Consider the following 20674-nt stretch of genomic DNA (forward strand, 5'->3'; position numbering starts at 1 on the left):
TATAAAATGACTCAATATATCGTTTGCGCGATGTACAAATTCGTTGCGCTTGAAAACTATGAAGCCATGCGCCAGCCGCTCCTCGAAAAGATGGAAGAGCAGGGTATCAAAGGCACATTATTGCTTGCCAGCGAAGGCATCAATGGCACAGTTTCCGGTCCCCGGGAAGGGATTGATAACTTACTCGCTTATCTGAACAGCGACCCGCGAATCAACCCTATCTCTTACAAAGAATCCCTGCATGAAGAGCAGCCGTTCTACCGCACCAAGGTAAAACTGAAAAAAGAGATTGTGACAATGGGTGTGGAAGGTATTGATCCCCGCCATACGGTGGGTACATACGTTAAACCCAAAGACTGGAACGACCTTATCAGTGATCCTGACGTGCTGGTCATTGATACCCGCAACGATTACGAGATTGAAATCGGTACTTTCAAACATGCCGTCGATCCAAAAACAAAGACCTTCCGTGAATTTCCTGACTATGTGAAAGATAACATGGACCCGGAAAAGCATAAGAAGGTGGCCATGTTCTGTACTGGCGGTATCCGCTGTGAAAAGTCCACGGCTTACCTGAAAGAGCAGGGATTTGATGAGGTTTATCACCTGGAAGGCGGTATTCTGCAATATCTGGAAGATGTGCCGGCAGAAGAGTCTTTATGGGAAGGTGACTGCTTTGTATTTGATAACCGTGTTGCGGTAAATCATGATTTACAGAAAAGTCAGTACGATGCCTGTTATGCCTGTCGTTTGCCGATTACTGAAGAAGACAAACAGTCTGATAAGTACGAGCCGGGTGTGAGTTGCCCCCATTGTCACGGTACACACAGTGACGACCAGATTGCCCGCTTCCGCGAGCGTGAAAAACAGGTTCAGCTGGCGAAAGCACGCAGCGAAGAGCACGTGGGTTCTGATGCCAGACTGGCAATGGAAAAACGTCGTCAGGAAAAAGCAGAAGAGCAGCGTCAACGTGCGCTGGCAGCAAAACAGGCACAGGTTAAGTAGACAGCCGGGAAGTTGGGTTGTACACTTTGTTCATAAGTCGTAATTAATCAGGACATTAAGTGAGCACCCAACTTACAGAAGAAAAAATCGCCGAAATCAAAAGTGATTTCAGCTTCTTTGATAAAGACGGTAACGGTCAAATCGATCTGCCTGAATTTATTGAACTGCTGACCGTATTGTCGCCGAAAACGAAAATGAGCCATGTGGAAGAAGGGTTCAAAATTATTGACGACAATGATGACGGCTATATCGATTTTGAAGAATTTCTTGCCTGGTGGCAGGAAGGCTGGTGGGAATATTAATCCTGCATTGTTTTAAAAAAAACGGGCTTATTCAGCCCGTATTTTTGTGTCATTCTTCTTCGTCATCGTCGATGACATCATTGCGTTTTTTCTTCATCACCGGCATGTGACCGGCTTCATCGCCTTTCATTGTATTCACCCGCCTTTTCACCGGAGGCTTCTGACCGGCAGAGCCGGTTTTACTGCGATTGCGCTCATCCTGTCCTCTTGTATTCTTCGGCTTCATCTGCTTTTTACCGCTGAACTTCGCCGGTAACAGTGGATGCGTGGTGCAGTCAACATCATAGCTGACATGATCTTTAATCGTCAGGTAGCTTGCCCAGTCCCTCGGACCCACAAATGAAATAGCAACCCCCTTGTCTCCGGCCCGGCCTGTACGGCCAATCCGGTGGATATATTCATCAGACTGTTTTGGCAAGTCAAAGTTGACGACTAAGCCTACTTTGCGCAAATCCAGGCCCCGGGAAGCGAGATCCGTTGTAACCAGCACGCTATTCTGACCACGACTGAAATTACTCATGATAGCAGCCCGCTGGTTTTGCGGCAGATCCCCCCGTAAAGCAACAGCTTCAAGGTGCTGTTCATTTAAAATGGCAGCAATGCGGTCTGTGTCTTCTCTGGTTGCTGTAAAGACTACCGACTGATTGTATGCCTGCTCTTTAAGTACCGTGAGCAGCAGGTTATCTTTGTGTCCCACGTCGTCGGCAAAATACAAAGTCTGGTCGATATCCTGATGGGCAGCAGTAGATTCACCAACGGCCACACGTACAGGGGCCTTTAATAAGTCGCGGGTTAAATGATTCAGGGCAATATTGTCCAGCGTGGCAGAAAACAACATTGTCTGACGCTTACGGTGATCCGCGAAGCGGTTGATCAGGTTAAGCTGCTCCGCAAAGCCTAAATCCATCATACGGTCTGCTTCATCGAAAATAAGCAGTTCCAGCCCGTTAATAAAAAATGATTTGTCTTCCAGGTGGTCTGCAATCCGGCCAGCGGTGCCCACAATGACATGAGGGTTGCGGCGCAGCACTTTGGTTTGATCGTTATAATTTTCACCACCAACAATCAGTGCGCTTTGCAGGCCGACGCCGTTGGCAAGGCTGCGTAATTCAGAGAACACCTGTTTGGCCAGCTCGCGGGTAGGGGCAAGAATAAGTGCGCGGGGATCCTGCTTGCTGAGCGCCTTGTTGGTCATTAACCGGTGAACAAGAGGGATCAGAAAAGCAAAGGTTTTACCGGATCCGGTTTTTGACGATGCCATGATGTCCTTGCCCTGCAGAGCCGGCAGAATAGTTTGTTCCTGCACTTCAGTGAGGCTTTCCAGGCCTTTTTCCTGCAAACGTTTGACAATTTTATGGTGAACCGGAAGATCGGCAATTAACAAGCTCAAGTGAATACCCCGTATAAAACAATGGCGGTATTATCCACGAAAGGCTTTGTCAGATAAAGGCGGGAAGCAAAGTAAAAAGGTGCGGTAAGGCACCTTCTTACTTTATGTCAGGAAGATTAAAGTTGCATTTCCGGAACATCATCAGCGGCAATCAGTTTGCCGGCGGTCTTTTCACGGATTTCGTCCACGGAAACACCGGGCGCCCGTTCACACAGATGAAAAGCACCGTCTGCGACTTCAAGTACGGCCAGATCTGTGATGATGCGTGTAATGCAGTTCACGCCGGTAAGGGGCAGGGTGCAGGCCTCTAACAGTTTTGAATTACCGTGTTTGTCAGCGTGAGTCATGGTAACAATGATGTTCTTCGCACCGGCCACCAGGTCCATGGCACCACCCATGCCCTTAATGAGTTTGCCGGGAATCATCCAGCTGGCGATATTACCGTTTACATCGACCTCAAATGCGCCCAGCACAGTGAAATCAACGTGCCCGCCACGGATCATGGCGAAGCTGTCGGCGGAACTGAAAATAGAAGCGCCGGTGATAGCCGTCACAGTTTCTTTACCGGCGTTGATCATGTCTGCGTCAATTTCGTCTTCATCAGGATAGCGGCCCATGCCTAAAAGACCATTTTCTGATTGCAGCATAACCTCTATGCCTTCGGGTACATAGTTAGCGGCCAGAGTAGGAATACCGATACCGAGGTTTACGTAACTGCCGTCCTGAAATTCCTGCGCCACACGCATTGCGATTTGATCTCTGGTTAATGCCATGATTACGCCTCCTTCTTCGCGGTAACGCGACGCTCAATACGTTTTTCGAATGTACCTTTAATCACGCGGTTTACGAAAATACCCGGGGTGTGAATTTGAGAGGGCTCAAGTTCACCGGGCTCTACAATTTCTTCAACTTCAACCACAGTGATTTTACCTGCGGTGGCTGCCATGGGATTAAAGTTCTGCGCGGTGTGACGGTAAACGCAATTTCCGTAGCGGTCTGCTTTCCAGGCTTTGACAATAGCAAAGTCACCGGTAATCGATTCTTCAAGAATATAAGGCCGGCCGTTAAACTCTTTGACTTCTTTGCCTTCACCGACAGGTGTGCCGTAGCCTGTTGCCGTGTAGAACGCGGGAATACCGGCGCCACCGGCACGGAGTTTTTCAGCCAGCGTACCTTGCGGGGTCAGTTCGACCTCAAGTTCGCCGTCGAGCAACTGTTTTTCAAACAGGGCATTTTCACCAACATAGGAAGACACCATTTTTTTGATCTGGCGGTCCTCAAGCAAAATACCGAGACCAAAGCCGTCGACACCGCAGTTATTTGATACCACAGTCAGGCCTTTAACACCTGCTGTTTTGATTTGTGCAATTAACCCTTCCGGAATACCACACAGTCCAAAGCCGCCGGCCACAACGGTCATGTTGTCAGACAGACCTTCCAGTGCTGCTTCATAACTGGTAACGACTTTATCGAAACCTGACATATGAATCTCCTGTTGATGAATAATGAATCAATTAAAGTATCCGTGACTGATAAAATTTTGTAAAATTGATTTTATATCAATATTAATAAAATATTTTTATCAATATGAGCATATCGTACCGTAACATGCTGGCGTTCATCCGTGTGGCCGAATCTTCCACTTTCGCTGAGGCAGCGGAAAAACTCCATCTGACGCAGCCTGCTTTGTCGTCTGCCATTAAAAAAATGGAAGAGCAGTTGGGTGGCAAACTGTTCAGCCGCAGTACCAGACGCGTCTCACTGACCCCTGAAGGGCAAACCCTGTTACCCAATGCGAAGCGTCTGGTAAATGAATGGGATGAAACTTTCCATGACATGCAAAACCTGTTTGCCATGCAGCAGGGTAAACTTACCATTGCTGCAATGCCGTCTTTTGCCGAGAGTAAACTTCCCGCGTTACTGAATGATTACCACCGCAAGTTTAATAATATCCGTCTCCGGGTGCTGGACGTGGTCATGGAAGCAACGATTGATAATGTTTTACAGGGCAACGCAGAAATTGGGTTTACTTTTGAGCCCGAAATAGCAGATGGTCTGATTTTTAAGCCTTTGTTTACCGATGAATTTATCGCCGTGATGTATCCGGGTCATCCTCTGGCAATGCAGGATGCTGTTCCCTGGCATGAATTGCTGTCCCATCCGTTTATCGCCATGAACCGGGGCTCTGCAGTGCGCCGCTGGACTGAGCAGGCGGCCCGGGGGCCCGGCCAGCTGAACATCATCGCGGAAACCGGTCAGCTTGGGTCAGTCGGTCAGTTTATCGCGCAGGGCATGGGCATTTCTGTGGTGCCGGCTATTTGCCGGCAACAAATGGAAAGTCGCGGGCTGGTGTGCTGTGCCATCAAAGATAATCCGCTTAAGAAACCCGTGGGTATGATCCGTAGTCAGCGGGGGGGATTGTCGGTTGCGGCCGGCGAATTCTGGCAATTATGTGAGCGTGCCTATACCCGGCCAGAGAATAACTTACTATGAAACATCGCGGTTATTAATCGCATGGTTTAAGTGTGGTGACAGCCAGTGAGTGATTTTCAGGAGGCGTATCTGACAGATGTACCATGCCGTTTTCGTCTTGCCAGCGATACAGTGTTTTGCCTCCTGTGATTTGGCCTGAGCCGGTGCTGCCACAGATTTTGCCCGCTTGGGATTTGGTTGCCAGGCGGTTGCTATTCTCATCGTCAGCAGAACCTGTCAGTGAAGGTAATTCAATGGATGTTAATTCAGGCAAGTCCGGAAGTTCCGGTAGCGGGATGCCGGGCATGTTAAGTGACGGCATCGCATTGGTGATCTTTTGAATGGCTGGATTGTCTTGCTGTGTAAGCAGTTCCGTCATTGGTTCGCGGACAAGCCAGAGCACGATGCATGCGTTAATGATAAACGCACAGAGTACGAAAAATACCTTTTTCTTCATCAGCCCGGAACAGTTAGGTATTCACTACCATTTTTTCTTCGGTGCAAATAATTCATCAAGTTCGTCCCGCTCTGCTTCACGGCGACGCTCGCGGTCTTCAGCATTGGCGTTTTTAAGATCGTCCTGAATGGCTGTGAGCCATTCTTTCAGTGTGGCAGTGCGGGATAAGATGTATTCATCCGGCTGGCTTTGACTTTCCAGGGCCTTGATGGCTTTTTCAAAATACTGTCTTGCAGAGCCCAGCATATTGGATTGCATGGCACCACGACCGCGTTTGATTAAGGTTTCGATATTCACTTTTAGCTGCAAACGTTCCAGGCTTTTATCTTCTTCAGCAAAAATACGGCTTTCTATTTTTCCTTTGGAATGCTCAGAACGGAGCAAAATACGGAGTTTTTTCACTGCCTGAATATACTGAATAATCAGTTTGTCGTTATCCGGCAGGGAAAAGTCTGCCGTTGCAGGAGAGTCCAGCGACATAGCACTGTTTTTAGAATTCTCAGCGTCTGCTATACGCTGTTTAATATCAGGCGTGCCTGCACCGAGTTCCGCCATGGCTTTTAATGCATTGTGCACGCGGGCATGAAGGATCCCCATTAAACGCTGGGATACCGGCATGTTTGAGCAGGCCATGATCACATTTTCTGTTTCATCAATAATTTTACGGTGCTTGGATGCCTCATTACGGCGGTCGGCTTCCTGTTTAGCACGGTGTTGTTGAAACGCATTGATCATAATGGCAGCAATGACCAGTACAACAATGAGTATTATTATTATTGTGAAAAACATGAGTATATATCCATTAAAAATGTCTCAATTGCCTGTGTCACCGGGACTTCACTGATCAACGTCCTATCCAGTTAAAGTTTAAGGCAATTTTACTTCAAAAACACTACCACCCAGAGTACCACCGTTATTTAGTGAAATCTCCCCGCAATGGTTGTTATTTACATGGGCATTGGCAATCAGCCGCGCGAAAAAGAGGCCCAATCCTGTCCGGCCCTGACTCAAATCGAATCCGGCAAGGTCTGCTGTGCTTTTTTCCAGCATGGAAGAGGGGTAGCCGGGCCCGTCATCTTCTACCGTAATCACAAGCGCTTTGTCACGGACCGCCGCATTCAAAATAATTTGTGATGTGCCATAGCGCAAAGCGTTAATCAATACGTCGTTGATTAACATGAATATGAGTTCTCGGTCGAGATACCAGCTGATATCATTTTCCACGTTAATGGTAACAAGCAGATTTTTTTGTTCCATATAAATGCGGACGGAAGACATGACATCTTCAAACAAATCGTCGATAAAGCATTCATCAATGGTTACGGGCAACTGATTGAGTTCGGCGCGGTATAAGGACAGGATCTGCACAAGATTGGTATTAAGCCGAGTTGCCTCATAATGCACGCTGGCAACTTTCTCATTTGCCTGACTGTTTTCAGGAGGCAGGTTCTCCGCCAGCGATTCGATGGACTGGATAAGCAGGCACAGTGAATTTTTCATATCGTGTACGGCTGCTGCCAGTACGGACGAAAAATCGATGGTCTGTAACGGAAATTTTTCCGACATAAATCCTCTGAATGTGCGCGTCTTATGTTATGAAACAACGGTGTACAGCAATTGTAAAGGATGCCCCGGGCGCATTGAGTATAGCTTACTATTCGTTTATCGGTGATTTTCAGAGAAACTAAATACCTGAACACTAAGTGTTTAACGATTATTTGCATTTATAGTACTTTCTTCGGTTATAACCAAATCGACTATAGCAATCGCATGCGGTTTTAGTTATAACGGTAATCAGAACCAATACGTTCCAGCCGGTGAGGGACACACAACATGAAATTACAGCAGCTTCGCTACATAGTAGAAGTGCAGAACAACAATCTCAACGTATCCGCTACAGCAGAAAGTCTTTACACCTCACAACCCGGCATCAGTAAGCAGGTCAGGATGCTGGAAGATGAACTTGGTGTGCAAATCTTCGGTCGCAGCGGCAAACATCTGACTCACGTAACAGACGCGGGCAACGATGTGATTAACATTGCCAGAGAAATACTGGCCAAAGTTGAGAGTATAAAGTCTGTAGCCCGGGAGCATACGCTGCCTGATCAGGGCAAGCTGAATATCGCCACCACTCATACTCAGGCCCGTTACGCGTTACCTGATGTGATTAAAGGCTTCATGAATAAATACCCTAAGGTGTCGTTACATATGCACCAGGGAACGCCGTCGCAAATTTCTGACCTTGCAGCGAAAGGCGAAGCGGATTTTGCCATCGCTACCGAAGCGCTTCACCTGTACAACGATCTGGTGATGCTGCCTTGTTATCACTGGAACCGCAGCGTGATAGTGAATAAAGACCATCCGTTGTCGAAAAAGGGTTCAATTGATATCGCTGATATCGCCAAGTATCCGCTGGTCACCTATGTGTTTGGTTTTACCGGCCGATCGGAGTTGGACCAGGCATTTGAACGTGCCGGTCTGACGCCGAAGATTGTGTTTACTGCCACCGATGCTGATGTCATTAAAACCTATGTGCGCTTAGGTGTGGGGATCGGTGTAATTGCTTCTATGGCGGTGAGTGAAGAGCTGGATGATGATCTCGTGAAAATCGATGCGTCTCATCTGTTCGACTACAGCACCACAAAAATTGGATTCCGCAAAGGCTCGTTCTTACGTACCTACATGTATGACTTCATTGAGCGTTTCGCTCCGCATCTGACCAAAGACAAAGTCGAAAAAGCCATGATGCTGAAAAATAATGATGAAGTAGAGAAGATGTTCAGAGGCATTACGCTGCCGGTGAAATAACACCTTCGTGAAACAAAACAGGCCGGATTGTTCCGGCCTGTGTTTCATCAGCATTCGATAATATTGACTGCAAGACCGCCTCTGGCGGTTTCTTTGTATTTAGTCTTCATATCATTACCGGTATCGCGCATGGTTTTTATCACCTTATCCAGTGATACTTTATGCTCACCGGAACCGCGAAGCGCCAGACGGCTGGCATTGATAGCCTTGATGGCGCCCATGGCATTACGTTCAATACACGGCACCTGAACTAGTCCGCCGACCGGATCGCAGGTCAGCCCCAGGTTATGTTCCATACCAATTTCTGCGGCATTTTCCACAGCGGCTACAGTGCCACCCATAATTTCAGCCAGTGCACCGGCTGCCATTGAACAGGCAACGCCCACTTCACCCTGACAACCAACTTCTGCGCCGGATATAGAGGCATTTTCTTTGTATAAAATACCGATAGCACCGGCGGTTAGCAGGAACCGGGCAGCCGTTTCTTCATCAACAGGACGGATGAATTTATCAAAATATGCCAGTACAGCCGGAATAATGCCGGCCGCGCCATTGGTTGGTGCTGTAACGACACGGCCTCCGGCAGCATTTTCTTCGTTCACTGCCAGCGCAAACAGATTTACCCAGTCCATGGTTTGCATCGGATCGGCAGAGCGCTCAGATTGCAAACGGCGGTAGAGACCCGGTGCCCGGCGTACTACTTTCAGGCCACCCGGCAATATACCTTCATTATCAATACCACGGTCAATACAGGCTTTCATGACCAGCCAGATATCGAACAGCATGCGTTTTACTTCAGCGGCAGGGCGCAATACGCTTTCGTTTTTCAGCATCAGAGAGCTGATGCGTAAACCGTTGGCGTTGCACTGCTGGCACAGTTGTTCTGACGTTTTAAACGGGTAGGGCACAGACGCCTGCGTAGCAATAGCAAGGGTTTTGGCTGCGTCAAAGTCTTCATCTTTAATGATAAAGCCGCCGCCAATGCTGTAATAAGTCTGGCTTTTAATCAGTTCATCATTGTCATCGTAGGCAAAGAATGTGAGGGCGTTGGCATGCTGTGGCAGCGTTTTACGGCGATGAAAAATTACCGCGTCTTTATTCGGGAAGCTGACACTGCGGGTACCATTAAGCATCAGTTTTCCGGCATGGTGAATGGTATCCAGCATGTTGTCGATGGCATCAACGTTAATTGACTCCGGTAATTCGCCGAGTAACCCCAGGATTACCGCTTTACCGGTACCGTGGCCTTTGCCTGTTTGCCCCAGCGAACCGAATAATTCCACCCTTACAGACGCGACGGACTCCAGGCGGTTTTCACCTGCAAGCTCTGAGGCGAATTCCGCACCCGCCCGCATCGGGCCGACAGTATGGGAACTCGAAGGTCCGATACCGACACTGAACATGTCAAAAACACTGATCATACTTAACCGTTTCTCACTTTATTTTAATTATAGTTAATGATCATGCATCTGAACCGGATCAACTACAATACAGAAATCCTAATGCAGAAATAAGTAAACCTAATGGGATGTAAAGAAATGTTGATGGTCAGTCGTCACACAGGTGGGAAGACAGGTTTCTGAGTATGGCGGCGGTTGCACCCCAGATAAGGCGGTTTTGCCACGGCATAAAGTACACCGGGTAACGTTGTTGTTTACGCTCAATAAAGTGGGCGAAGTGATTCCGCCGGTCCATAAGAAATGCTAACGGTACTTCAAAAGCATCAGCAACTTCGTTACGGTCGATGGTCAAAACCGGGCAGGGCTTCACAAAACCGATAACCGGCGTCATGGCGTAACCACTGATTGTGCGGTATTCAGGCAGAGCGCCGATGACGTCGACCTCAGAACGGAGTAAGCCAACTTCTTCTTCGGCTTCCCTGAGGGCAGTATCTGCCAGTGTATTGTCCTGTGGTTCTGCGCCGCCGCCCGGGAAACTGATTTGACCGGGATGATGGCGTAAGTGATGCGCTCGTTCTGTCAGCAATACCGTCAGGCCGTCAGGATGATCGATCAGCGGGATGAGCACACCCGCTGCGCGCCCGGTTTTGCGCAGCGGGTAATCGGCTTCATAATCAATTTGCCGTAAATGATGATATCGCTGTAAAAACTCACTGCGGTTCACGCTTTGTCTCCAGTACCGGTAATATTTTCGAGACTTTATCCAGCGTTTCCTGATATTCATCCCCGGCAACGGAGTCGGCAACGATGCCACCGCCAGCCCAGCAATGGAGCCGGCTATTTTCAGCCAGCAGGGTGCGGATAAGTATGCTCGAGTCCATGTCTTGCCTGTGTCCGATATAAAAAATACTGCCGCAATACACATTACGCCGGTCGGGCTCTAATTCATCGATAATTTCCATGGCGCGGATTTTCGGCGCACCGGTGATAGAGCCGCCGGGAAAGGCACCAGCCAGCAAATCAAGAGGGCTTGCTCCTGTATTCAACTTTCCGGTGACCGTACTGACCATATGGTGCACAGCTTCATAACTTTCAAGGGCAAATAATGCCGGTACCTTCACAGAGCCGGGCCGGCAATGTTTACTCAGATCGTTACGTAGCAAATCCACGATCATTAAATTTTCAGCACGGTCTTTTTCAGCCGATAACAAATCTTCCGCACTGGCACGGTCTTTATCCTTATCGGCAAAGCGTGGCCGGGTGCCTTTAATCGGTTTGGTTTCCACACAACCGTCTTTCACCGATAAAAAACGCTCAGGAGAAATACTCAGGATGGCGGCATCGTCGAGGCGGATAAAAGCGGAAAACGGTGCTTTGTTTGCGGTTCGAAGGGTTTTGTAAGCGTCCCATTCGTTACCGTTAAATGTCGCGGTAAAGCGCTGTGCCATGTTGACCTGATAGCAGTCACCGGCGAGCAGATACTCATTAATCGTTTCAAGGGCGCTGATGTATTCCGGCTCCGTCAGGTTAGACTGCCAGGCGCCTGTTAATGAAAACGAGCCGGCTTTAGCCAGTTTATCTTCCCGCGTTATGAAGTCAGGCTGTGAAGGTTTGTTATCCAGCCTGCAATAATATAATTTTCCTGTTTCGTTATCTTCAATCAGCGACTGGGAGTAAAGACCGGCAGCAAGATCGGGACAAAGGTAATCATTGCGGGCCTTTGAAGGTAAGGTTTCATAGCTGCGTCCCAAATCATAACCTGCCAGCCCCACCGTACCTGTTTGAAACGGTAGCTGTTCAAGTATTTCTTGTGGTACATCACTCACTGTTTTTAACGCAGAAAAATAATGACGCTGAACGGTATCAAGGACAGCAAGAGGCTTACCGTTGATTTCAACTGAGTCATCAGAACCGGGACGGGATACCGTAGTGATGTTATTGCGGGTTATTACGATGATATCCGGTTCCCACACCATAACATTAAACCGGCCAAAGCGTTTGTCGCTGCCGGCAGTATCCAGCAGCATGGCATAAGGCTGGTGCTGCACGCTTTCAAAAAGGCCGGTCATAGGCGGATAACCACATATCTCTGATATTAACAGGGTAGTCGACGGCGGGGTGTACAGATGTTCACTCATGGAAGAAACTAGCTTACTCACCTATATAAATAAAACGCATAACCGACACCAAAGTCGCACGTGTAAAGCGTGGTGCAGGTTGTCAAGATGCGCTAGTATACGCTTTTTCCTTTCCCTAACACCACAAAGGCTATAAGAAAAGAGGACGCCATGACCGTTATCCGTCAACAAGACTTCATCGATAGTATTGAAGATGCGCTTCAATTTATTTCCTACTATCACCCGCTGGATTATGTCAAAGCCGTAGAACAGGCCTACCTAAAAGAGCAAAGCCAGGCCGCAAAAGATGCCATGGCGCAAATTCTTATCAACTCCCGTATGTCTGCCGAAGGTAAACGTCCTCTGTGTCAGGATACCGGTATTGTTACGTGTTTCGTTAAAATTGGTATGGGTGTCACCTGGGACAAAACCGATCTGACTGTTCAGCAAATGGTTGATGAAGGCACACGCCGTGCGTATACCAACCCGGATAACCCGCTGCGGGCATCTATTGTTGCAGACCCGGCCGGTGCACGTAAAAACACCAAAGACAACACGCCGTCTGTAGTGCATATCGATATGGTGCCCGGTGAGAAAATCGAAGTGATGATTGCCGCAAAAGGTGGTGGCTCTGAGAACAAATCTAAAATGGTCATGCTGAACCCGTCTGACGATATCGTAGAATGGGTTGTAAAGACGCTACCTACCATGGGCGCAGGCTGGTGTCCGCCAGGTATGCTGGGTCTGGGTATTGGCGGTACGGCTGAGAAAGCCGCTGTGCTGGCAAAAGAAAGCTTAATGGACCCTGTAGATATTCAGGAACTCATCGAACGCGGTCCTGAAACCACTGATGAGAAACTGCGTGTTGATATATTCAATGCAGTGAACAAGTTAGGTATCGGTGCTCAGGGCCTCGGCGGTTTAACCACGGTTGTTGATGTAAAAATCAAATCAGTAGCCACCCACGCCGCCTCCAAGCCGGTTGCCATGATCCCTAACTGTGCCGCTACCCGTCACGCGCACTTCTACCTTGATGGCAGCGGTCCTGCAGATCTCAAAGCACCTAAGCTGGAAGAGTGGCCGGAAGTGACCTGGGAAGTGGGTGAGAATACCCGCCGTGTGAACATGGATGAAGTCACCAAAGAAGACATTCAGGAATGGAAAGTTGGTGAGACTGTTCTGTTGTCAGGCAAAATGCTGACAGGCCGTGATGCGGCGCACAAGCGCATTCAAACCATGCTCGAGAACGGTGAAGGTTTACCGGAAGGCGTTGATTTAAATGGTAAGTTCATTTATTACGTAGGTCCGGTTGATGCGGTAGGTGATGAAGTAGTAGGCCCTGCCGGCCCGACTACCGCTACCCGTATGGATAAATTTACCGATATGATGCTGGAAAAAACCGGTATTGCCGGCATGATTGGTAAAGCTGAGCGTGGCCCTGCAACTGTAGACTCCATTGCCAAACATAAGTCAGTGTATCTGATGGCTGTTGGCGGCGCGGCATACCTGGTTTCCAAAGCTATTAAGAAAGCCCGTGTTGTTGCTTTCGAAGACCTGGGCATGGAAGCGATTTACGAATTTGAAGTCGAAGATATGCCGGTTACCGTTGCGGTAGACAGCACCGGTGCCAACGCGCACAAAACGGGCCCTGCGATCTGGAAAGCGAAAATTGAAGAGCTGGACAAAGAACTGGCTAAATAAACAGTATTTTTTACTGTAAACGGGTACCTTCGGGTACCCGTTTTTGTTTGTGAGTGGCACAATAGACATTCAATAAAAATGAGAATGACACTATGGACGCGCTACTTTCCTCAACCTACTTCCCCGTTTTTACTGCTGTAATCGCTGCGGGTATTACCTGGCTCCTGGCGGCAATGCGCTCAAACCAGCGCCGGTTACAGGATGCTCTTCAGATCAAGCAACTGCAGGACAAACTGGATGAAAAGCAGCAACAGTGTGAGCAACTTGATGACGAGCTGGCTGAATACCGTGAAAGGCTGTTTAATAATCAGGCGCAACTGGGAGAGCTTAGTCAGAAGGCAGCACTGCTGGCACCTTTAAGAGATGAAATTAGTGAACTTAAGTTGCAGTGCCGTGAAGAACAGCGAACCAATGCGGCGCTGACCGCACAATTGCAATCACAGCAGGCACAGTTTGATGAGGCCAGTAAAGCCAGTACAGAAAAATTAGCTTTAATGGAAGCGGCAGAGAAAAGACTGCAGGCGCAATTCGAAAATTTAGCCAACCGTATCTTCGAACAAAAAAGTGAGCGTTTTACGCAAATTAATCAAACCGGCATGAATGCGTTACTGGAACCTCTGAAGCAGCAAATCGATACGTTCCGCAAGCAGATGGGCGAACAGCACAGCCGTGAAGGGCAGGAGAGAGCATCCCTTAAAACTGAAATTCTCACACTGAAAGAACTGAACAAACGCATTACCGAAGAAGCGGCAGCATTGACCAAGGCGCTGAAAGGTGACAACAAGCAGCAGGGAAACTGGGGTGAGGTGGTACTTGAACGTATTTTAAAAGAATCCGGTTTACGTGAGGGCCATGAGTTTGAAACTCAGGTGTCGGCAAAGGATGCGAATGGCAAATTGCAGCAGCCGGATGTTGTGGTGCATTTACCGAATGAAAAGGATGTCATCATCGATTCCAAAGTGAGCCTGCGCGCCTACGAACAATTTTTCAACTGCGATGACGAAGTACTGCGGGCACGCTTTCTTACAGAGCACGTAAATTCATTAAAGTCTCACATTAAAGGCCTGGGCAATAAACGCTACCAGGATTTAAAGTCACTGCGTACTCTCGACTACGTACTCATGTTTATTCCTGTCGAACCTGCATTTTTACTTGCCGTTCAGGAAGATCCGTCACTGGTATCGCTGGCACTGGACAACAACATACTGTTAGTCAGCCCCACCAATCTGCTGGTGGCGCTGCGGACTATCAACAACATCTGGCAATACGAATACCAGCATCAGAATGCTCAGCACATTGCCGAACACGCAGGTAAGCTTTACGACAAATTCGTCGGCTTTACGGGTGATCTGGAAAAAATTGGTAAAAGTGTCGAGAGCACCCAAAAGGCCTATGAATCGGCGATGAATAAACTTACTGAAGGACGGGGCAACCTGGTACGTCAGGTAGAATACTTCAGAGAACTCGGCGTGCAGCCTCAGAAGAAGCTGTCTGCAGGATTAATGGTCGATGGTGAAAGTGAGTAATTTTTCTATTTACTGCTTTTGAGCAGTGATATTGGCGCGTGAAATACACCATTTTTGAGACCGGGCTGTATTGTCGCTTTTTATCCACGCTCAGAAACCCAGATAACGACTAACAGATGGATTTGGTTGAATTTTTGGCTTAGTCTTGGTGTTATAGAACGCAGAAAATACCCCAAATTGGTGTGTTTAAAACAGACTGTTTGGGATCTAAATAGTAGTTAACTACCTATTGAACATGGAAAGATATGAGCTCTGAAATTATATGGAACGATTGCAGGAAGTGTAATCAAAATACAAAGCATACAGTTCTTGGAAAGACTAGTAAGGTAACTCCTCCAGATATTTACCACGATGAAACAAAGTACTATCTATTGGAGTGCAACGGTTGTGAAACTATCGCTTTTCGAGAAGAATATCATGATTATGAACAATATTACCCTATCAGTGAAGATGAGTATGAACACCCTATATCGGTTGAGACTTATCCACATTTTATAAAAGATCATATCCCTCTTGAATTCTCATTCGATTTACCAACTATTGTCGAAAACATTTATAGAGAGTCAATTACAGCGATCCAACGAGAGGCTTATACTCTCGCAGGATTAGGCCTGCGAGCAACAATTGAAGCAATATGCAACGACAAGGAAATAACAGGTAAAAATTTACAAGTCAGAATTAATAATATGAGTAGGTCGGGCATGATTTCAAAGTCCGACACCCAACGATTACATGCGATCAGGTTTATGGGGAATGATGCGGCTCACGAAATAAAAAAAGCAAAAAAAGAATCTGTGATGATAGCTTTAAAAATAGTTGAGCATTTGCTCCTCTCTGTTTATATATTCGAGAATGAAGTTTCTAAATATTTAGAAACTCCGATCAGTACATTAGACGAACTAATACCTATTTTAGATAAGAAGCTTAAAGTAATTGATTCTGGTTCCACCTTCACTTTCGTAAAACTCCTAGGGTCTGCAAAACGCAGAATTTTAGATGGGATAGATTCATTAGAGTCAGAGTTTATCCAAAGAGTTACGGACGGGATTTATGATAAGGTCGAACTCACTTCTCAGCCGGATGGCTCTGCCGAGGCAAATCAGTGGTTTAAAAAGGCTACGGGTAGTTAACAAACACATTAAGGCGCTTCGCTGGGACAGTAACACGTGGGCTCTGTCGCTTCGCTCCTATTTTAGCCCACGTGTTACTGCCCCTTATGTGGGTGTTAGCTGCCAAGAGGGAATTATGCAGATATTTTTAACGATTATTGCTGGCGCATGTACTTTTGTACTTGGTCAAATCTTTCTCAAGTTATACATCGAACCAATCCAAGCATACAAAAGTGTTATCTCAGAAATCGCTGACAAACTTATCTTATATGCTAATGTCTATGCGAACCCCAAAACACTAGATGAGCCAAAGCAAGCGGAAGCTTGTAAAGAGTTTCGTATTTTGTCTTCAAAGCTTCAGGCAACTATGTATTTGGTTCCATCTTATAAGTTAATGTCGAAAATATTTTCATTACCAAGTGTTGAGAATGTTACTAAAGCGTCCAAAAACTTAATTCGCTTACACAATGGTCACGATCATGTATTGGCTAATCAGGGCACGTTAAACTGTTATTCTGCACAAAAAGTCAGACAAGCATTAAATATATATATTCCACCAGATGAACTATTAGACCCAAAATTAGAAAAGGAATTTATTAAGGCAAAGTCAGGCAGCTAACAAACGCATTAACACTCGCTTCGCTCGCTAGGGACAAAAACACGTAGGCTCCCTGCGCTTCGCTTGGTATTGTAGCCTACGTATTTTTGCCCGTTATGCGGGCGTTATAACTCAGCTGTAACATTTAACTAAACAGGTATTTTCTTGCATACTTTCTCTTCGATTAATTCAAAAAACTTTTTTAAGTTAAGCATTGAATATGCATTGGTTCCTGCACTTTGCAGTTTGTTCTTAGGGTTTGGGGTACTCATATTTGAATCGAATGAGTTAGGTGAAAAACTTAAGAATGCTATTTTCGAATTCATACAACTAGACGGCCTTCACTTAGCTCTTCTAATCGGAATAGTGATTGTAGGTATCAAGTGTTATTTTAATTACATTGATCGCATGCAAAATTTGCTCGCTTGGGCCGCTACTTCTATTGCCGCTATTGGTTTCAATTTTGCTGCAGTAATAAGTGGTGTAGCTTTGGGTTTATCTATTCCAGTTGCCATTGAACAAGGGTCATTTAATTGGTTCCTTCTTTCGTTGTTTTTATCAGCATATTTCGTTGCCGTTCAGTGGGTGTTCGCCGGAATGTCTGAGATTGCTAACTTCAAAAGTGTACGAGAAAGAGAAATTAGCTTGACGTTGAGTGGTTCTGAACGTGAAGTTTATTTTGGTATCTTTGTACTGGCTGGTTCTTTGCTGGCAGTTTTATATTTCGGGGTCGATTTTATACTTGAGTTATAACAATCACATTAAGTCGCTCGCAGGCTCGCTGGGACAGTAACACATGGGCTCTGTCGCTTCGCTCGGATTTTAGCCCATGTGTTACTGCCCCTTATGTGGGTGTTAGAACTCAATGGTGCTCTTGATGGAACCGGATTATTCAAAATACGCTACGTCAGAACTTTTAGATGCTTTGGAATCGATTAATCACGATGAGTTCCCGGAGCGGGTGAAACTAATTAAATCTCAACTGGAGCGACGAGAAGTTAACAATAATTTAGTAGAGGATGATGAAGCTCTTTCTTCTAAAGAAAAAAAACTTGGTACAGGTGGACAAGTTGTTCTGATAATTGCTGCACTGTTCTTCGTATGGCTAAGCTTAGATGCGGTAAATACTGGTACAGTTAGTTTGAGGAGAAGCACCTATAGATATGAAACATCGCCATTCATCTTTTTATCCATTCTTGCGGCATATATATTTGCTATTGTTGTATGTGTAAATCGTGTAATCAAAGCTAGGCGGGTATCTAAGCAATAAGTTCTAACAAACCACTCAAGGCTCTCGCTTCGCTCGCTGGGACGCTAACACATGGGCTGCGTCACTTCGTTCCTAATTTTAGCCCATGTATTAGCGCCCCTTAGTGGGAAGTTATGTTGCAAAGGAACTGCATGAATTTCACTGGTATATTTAAAACCATTTTCGGCATCGCAATAACCCAAATCATTCTCGGTATTGCTAGCGTATTTTGGAAGTTCGAATTTATGAATTCATTTACATTCCAGCTTGTTTCGAACTCTGTAGTTATTTTCTTCGCTCTGTCAGTTTTTGCATTCAAACAGCGTTATAAAACTTTACTTAACTTGATTGTTGCAGCAATTGCTCACCATGTATTGTCGTTTTTAGTAATGCTTTTCTTAGCCGGTACAGTAAATTCACAAGGTGCATTAGCACTTGAATTTTTGCTTTTATGTTTCGTTGTGCCAAGTGCGTATTTAGCCGGAAAGTTTGCACAAGGATGTATTTACCCGCAACATAACAATCTGCTGTAGCCGCTCGCGGGCTCGCTGGGACACAAACACGGCGGCTGTGTCACTTCGTTCCGATTATAGCCGCCGTGTTTGCGCCCCTAAGCAGGGTGTTATGTGCTTCTAGGAATATCATGCTTTCAATCGCTGAAAATGATAAACAAAACACAGTAAAGGCTTATTGCCAAGGTTGGCTGAAACTCCTTTCAAGTAACGCATATTTCGAAGCCGAAAAGCTCATAAATTCTGTGAATAGCTATGGCGAAACTTGGAAGATTGATCAGATAGAAGAGGCTGTTAAGGACTACTTTAATGATAACGCCGATGTGAGCTTTCATTACGAAGACATTGAGAACTGTTATCCTGAATTTCTAGAAACAGAAAATGGTGCATTGTTATTTGGTTTTTATTTGCCAGCAAATGGCGAAATAACAGACTTAACAGTCGAGTTTGAATTTACATCTCTTGGTAACTCGAAATATGCTGCATGTATCAATAACGTACACGTGTTGTAACCTGCACGCACATAACAATCACATTAAGTCGCTCGCAGGCTCGCTGGGACAGTAACACGTGGGCTCTGTCGCTTCGCTCGGATTTTAGCCCACGTGTTACTGCCCCTTATGTGGGGTGTTAGTTCCAAGGAGGGAAATTTATGTTTTCTCAAGATGAGTCAGAAAAAGCTTACGCTGAATTAGTTAAAAATGAGAGCGTTACTCTCACAATACTGGGCGCATTAGCTGGATGCATTCCGGCGTTCGCTATATATGCTTTTTTCACAACGTTAGGTGGTGTTCTCGCCATTTTCCTCTTTATACCATCAATGGTTATAGGTTTATTTGCGCGTTTCGAAGGGCGCCCATTTAATGTTAGACCTCGTATCTTTGCTGGCACTCTTGCGGTAGTCCTACATTGTGCAGCAATTTATCTTTTTGGGTTTCATCCGTTAACATTAATTCTTGCACCGGCATGTTTTATTGCAGCAGTTACAACATCAAAGGTTAGCTTGGACCGGCTTCAAAATTTCGCGATCACACAAGCGGAAGTGGACAGAAGTATCTAGCATTGGAACTAACAATCCGCTGTAGTCGCTCGCAAGCTCGCTGGGACACAAACACGTGGGCTGTGTCGCTTCGCTCTGATTTTAGCCCACGTGTTTGTGCCCCTAAGCGGGATGTTATACGCAATCTATCGAACTCATTATGTATGCTTAAGATAAAAGACGACACCAAGTCACACACTTCTTCCTATTTTTGGTTAGTACTAACTAGACAATCAAACGAAGCGAAAAAAATAGGTATTATTGACTGGATAAAACTTACATTATTTGAATTGATGTTCGGTGAAGAATTACTTGAACAGTTAACGCTAACGTCGTCTTACAATAATGTTGGTAAAAATCAGAAAACCGGTCATATGCTCCACTTAAATGACATAATACCGGCAGGTTTGCTAACTAATATATTTAGACAGAAGATATTGCAACTTCTTTATTTTAAGTTTTTTAAAATATACCTATTTTTAGCATCAGAGAGTGAAGTTCAAGAAAGTGATTCTGTTGTTGACTTAACTCGATGTCGATTTGCAATGAGACACGAACTCTTGTATCAGGTTATAGCTTTCCGTAGAGTTTACATACTTTGCTGGCTCTGCTTTAACGTATCGATAGATGTAATAGTCTATTTAACTAGCGATCTTCAGACTGCAATTGTTTCCGCGCTGACAATCGAAGGTTTGAGAAGGCTATTGAAGCTGTAAATTGCGTATAACAATCACATTAAGCCGCTCGCAAGCTCGCTGGGACAGTAACACGTGGGCTCTGTCGCTTCGCTCGGATTTTAGCCCACGTGTTACTGCCCCTTATGTGGGTGTTAGATCCTGTTTAGTTCTCTATTTTTTTGTTTGATTTTTTGTGCGTCTAGCCGCGCTAGGTTGTTTCTTCTGGGGCTAATTGAGAGTCTGGCGCATCGCTTCTATCTGCGACAAGTCAACGCTGGGTGTTTCATAAATCGCAAAGCCAGCAGCCAGGCA

At 46.1% G+C, this 20674-nt stretch carries 22 protein-coding genes; 13 read left to right on the forward strand and 9 right to left on the reverse strand.

Annotated elements, in window-relative coordinates:
- Positions 1-6: 6 nt before the first annotated feature.
- On the forward strand, positions 7-1005 hold the full coding sequence (gene trhO, locus ACXAH4_RS18050) for an oxygen-dependent tRNA uridine(34) hydroxylase TrhO (RefSeq protein WP_303574160.1): 999 nt from the start codon (positions 7-9) through the stop codon (positions 1003-1005).
- A 59-nt stretch (positions 1006-1064) separates the two neighbouring features.
- Positions 1065-1307, forward strand: coding sequence for an EF-hand domain-containing protein (locus ACXAH4_RS18055; RefSeq protein WP_119501305.1), 243 nt, complete (start codon positions 1065-1067; stop codon positions 1305-1307).
- Between the two features lie 49 nt (positions 1308-1356).
- Here the strand turns inward: ACXAH4_RS18055 and ACXAH4_RS18060 are convergent, their stop codons facing one another.
- From ACXAH4_RS18060 to ACXAH4_RS18070, 3 genes are all read right to left on the reverse strand, one after another.
- The gene (locus tag ACXAH4_RS18060; RefSeq protein ID WP_474882903.1) at positions 1357-2691 is read right to left on the reverse strand and encodes a DEAD/DEAH box helicase; all 1335 of its coding nucleotides are present in this window, start codon (positions 2689-2691) and stop codon (positions 1357-1359) included.
- Between the two features lie 122 nt (positions 2692-2813).
- Positions 2814-3470, reverse strand: a complete 657-nt coding sequence (locus ACXAH4_RS18065) for a CoA transferase subunit B (protein WP_119501306.1) — start codon at positions 3468-3470, stop codon at positions 2814-2816.
- A 2-nt stretch (positions 3471-3472) separates the two neighbouring features.
- Positions 3473-4180, reverse strand: a complete 708-nt coding sequence (locus ACXAH4_RS18070) for a CoA transferase subunit A (protein WP_474882880.1) — start codon at positions 4178-4180, stop codon at positions 3473-3475.
- Between the two features lie 104 nt (positions 4181-4284).
- Between ACXAH4_RS18070 and ACXAH4_RS18075 the strand changes: the two genes are divergently transcribed.
- Positions 4285-5190, forward strand: a complete 906-nt coding sequence (locus tag ACXAH4_RS18075; protein ID WP_474882882.1) for a LysR family transcriptional regulator — start codon at positions 4285-4287, stop codon at positions 5188-5190.
- 13 nt (positions 5191-5203) lie between these two features.
- Here ACXAH4_RS18075 and ACXAH4_RS18080 read toward each other — a convergent pair whose 3' ends face one another.
- The 3 genes from ACXAH4_RS18080 to ACXAH4_RS18090 form a co-directional block, all read right to left on the reverse strand.
- A complete protein-coding gene (locus tag ACXAH4_RS18080; RefSeq protein WP_474882883.1) occupies positions 5204-5626 on the reverse strand; it encodes a DUF4124 domain-containing protein in 423 nt (140 codons plus the stop codon).
- 24 nt (positions 5627-5650) lie between these two features.
- Positions 5651-6415 carry a hypothetical protein gene (locus ACXAH4_RS18085; RefSeq protein WP_119501310.1) on the reverse strand — a complete coding sequence of 255 codons (765 nt, stop codon included), beginning with the start codon at positions 6413-6415 and terminating at the stop codon, positions 5651-5653.
- 78 nt (positions 6416-6493) lie between these two features.
- A complete protein-coding gene (locus ACXAH4_RS18090) occupies positions 6494-7192 on the reverse strand; it encodes a sensor histidine kinase (RefSeq protein WP_474882885.1) in 699 nt (232 codons plus the stop codon).
- A gap of 267 nt (positions 7193-7459) precedes the next feature.
- On the opposite strand from ACXAH4_RS18090, the gene cysB reads away from it, so the two are divergent.
- Positions 7460-8434, forward strand: coding sequence for an HTH-type transcriptional regulator CysB (gene cysB / locus ACXAH4_RS18095; RefSeq protein ID WP_119501312.1), 975 nt, complete (start codon positions 7460-7462; stop codon positions 8432-8434).
- A 47-nt stretch (positions 8435-8481) separates the two neighbouring features.
- Here the strand turns inward: cysB and ACXAH4_RS18100 are convergent, their stop codons facing one another.
- The 3 genes from ACXAH4_RS18100 to pabB all read right to left on the reverse strand — a co-directional run bounded on the left by ACXAH4_RS18100 (position 8482) and on the right by pabB (position 11972).
- Positions 8482-9855, reverse strand: a complete 1374-nt coding sequence (locus tag ACXAH4_RS18100; RefSeq protein WP_474882886.1) for an L-serine ammonia-lyase — start codon at positions 9853-9855, stop codon at positions 8482-8484.
- A 127-nt stretch (positions 9856-9982) separates the two neighbouring features.
- A complete protein-coding gene (locus ACXAH4_RS18105) occupies positions 9983-10558 on the reverse strand; it encodes a CoA pyrophosphatase (RefSeq protein WP_474845940.1) in 576 nt (191 codons plus the stop codon).
- Positions 10545-11972: an aminodeoxychorismate synthase component I gene (gene pabB, locus ACXAH4_RS18110; protein ID WP_474882888.1), complete on the reverse strand. Its 1428-nt coding sequence runs from the start codon at positions 11970-11972 to the stop codon at positions 10545-10547. Before pabB ends, ACXAH4_RS18105 begins: the two co-directional genes overlap by 14 nt.
- Before the next feature lie 150 nt (positions 11973-12122).
- Between pabB and ACXAH4_RS18115 the strand changes: the two genes are divergently transcribed.
- The 9 genes from ACXAH4_RS18115 to ACXAH4_RS18155 all read left to right on the forward strand — a co-directional run bounded on the left by ACXAH4_RS18115 (position 12123) and on the right by ACXAH4_RS18155 (position 19706).
- The gene (locus ACXAH4_RS18115) at positions 12123-13652 is read left to right on the forward strand and encodes a fumarate hydratase (protein ID WP_119501316.1); all 1530 of its coding nucleotides are present in this window, start codon (positions 12123-12125) and stop codon (positions 13650-13652) included.
- 92 nt (positions 13653-13744) lie between these two features.
- Positions 13745-15178 (forward strand): DNA recombination protein RmuC, encoded by a 1434-nt coding sequence (gene rmuC / locus ACXAH4_RS18120; RefSeq protein WP_474882890.1) that lies wholly within the window; start codon positions 13745-13747, stop codon positions 15176-15178.
- 245 nt (positions 15179-15423) lie between these two features.
- The gene (locus tag ACXAH4_RS18125; protein ID WP_474852834.1) at positions 15424-16308 is read left to right on the forward strand and encodes a DUF4145 domain-containing protein; all 885 of its coding nucleotides are present in this window, start codon (positions 15424-15426) and stop codon (positions 16306-16308) included.
- Positions 16309-16423: 115 nt separating this feature from the next.
- On the forward strand, positions 16424-16906 hold the full coding sequence (locus ACXAH4_RS18130; RefSeq protein WP_474848124.1) for a hypothetical protein: 483 nt from the start codon (positions 16424-16426) through the stop codon (positions 16904-16906).
- A 144-nt stretch (positions 16907-17050) separates the two neighbouring features.
- Positions 17051-17638 (forward strand): hypothetical protein, encoded by a 588-nt coding sequence (locus ACXAH4_RS18135; protein WP_474848134.1) that lies wholly within the window; start codon positions 17051-17053, stop codon positions 17636-17638.
- A gap of 124 nt (positions 17639-17762) precedes the next feature.
- Positions 17763-18155 (forward strand): hypothetical protein, encoded by a 393-nt coding sequence (locus tag ACXAH4_RS18140; protein WP_474882892.1) that lies wholly within the window; start codon positions 17763-17765, stop codon positions 18153-18155.
- Positions 18156-18286: 131 nt separating this feature from the next.
- Complete coding sequence (locus ACXAH4_RS18145) at positions 18287-18667, forward strand: hypothetical protein (protein ID WP_474882893.1); 381 nt, start codon at positions 18287-18289, stop codon at positions 18665-18667.
- 110 nt (positions 18668-18777) lie between these two features.
- Entirely contained in the window at positions 18778-19158 is a 381-nt protein-coding gene (locus ACXAH4_RS18150) for a hypothetical protein (protein ID WP_474882895.1), read from the forward strand.
- Positions 19159-19298: 140 nt separating this feature from the next.
- The gene (locus tag ACXAH4_RS18155; RefSeq protein ID WP_474882896.1) at positions 19299-19706 is read left to right on the forward strand and encodes a hypothetical protein; all 408 of its coding nucleotides are present in this window, start codon (positions 19299-19301) and stop codon (positions 19704-19706) included.
- The last annotated feature ends 968 nt before the right edge of the window (positions 19707-20674 follow it).

It is taken from the genome of Alteromonas sp. ABV2_168 (genome assembly GCF_056161165.1).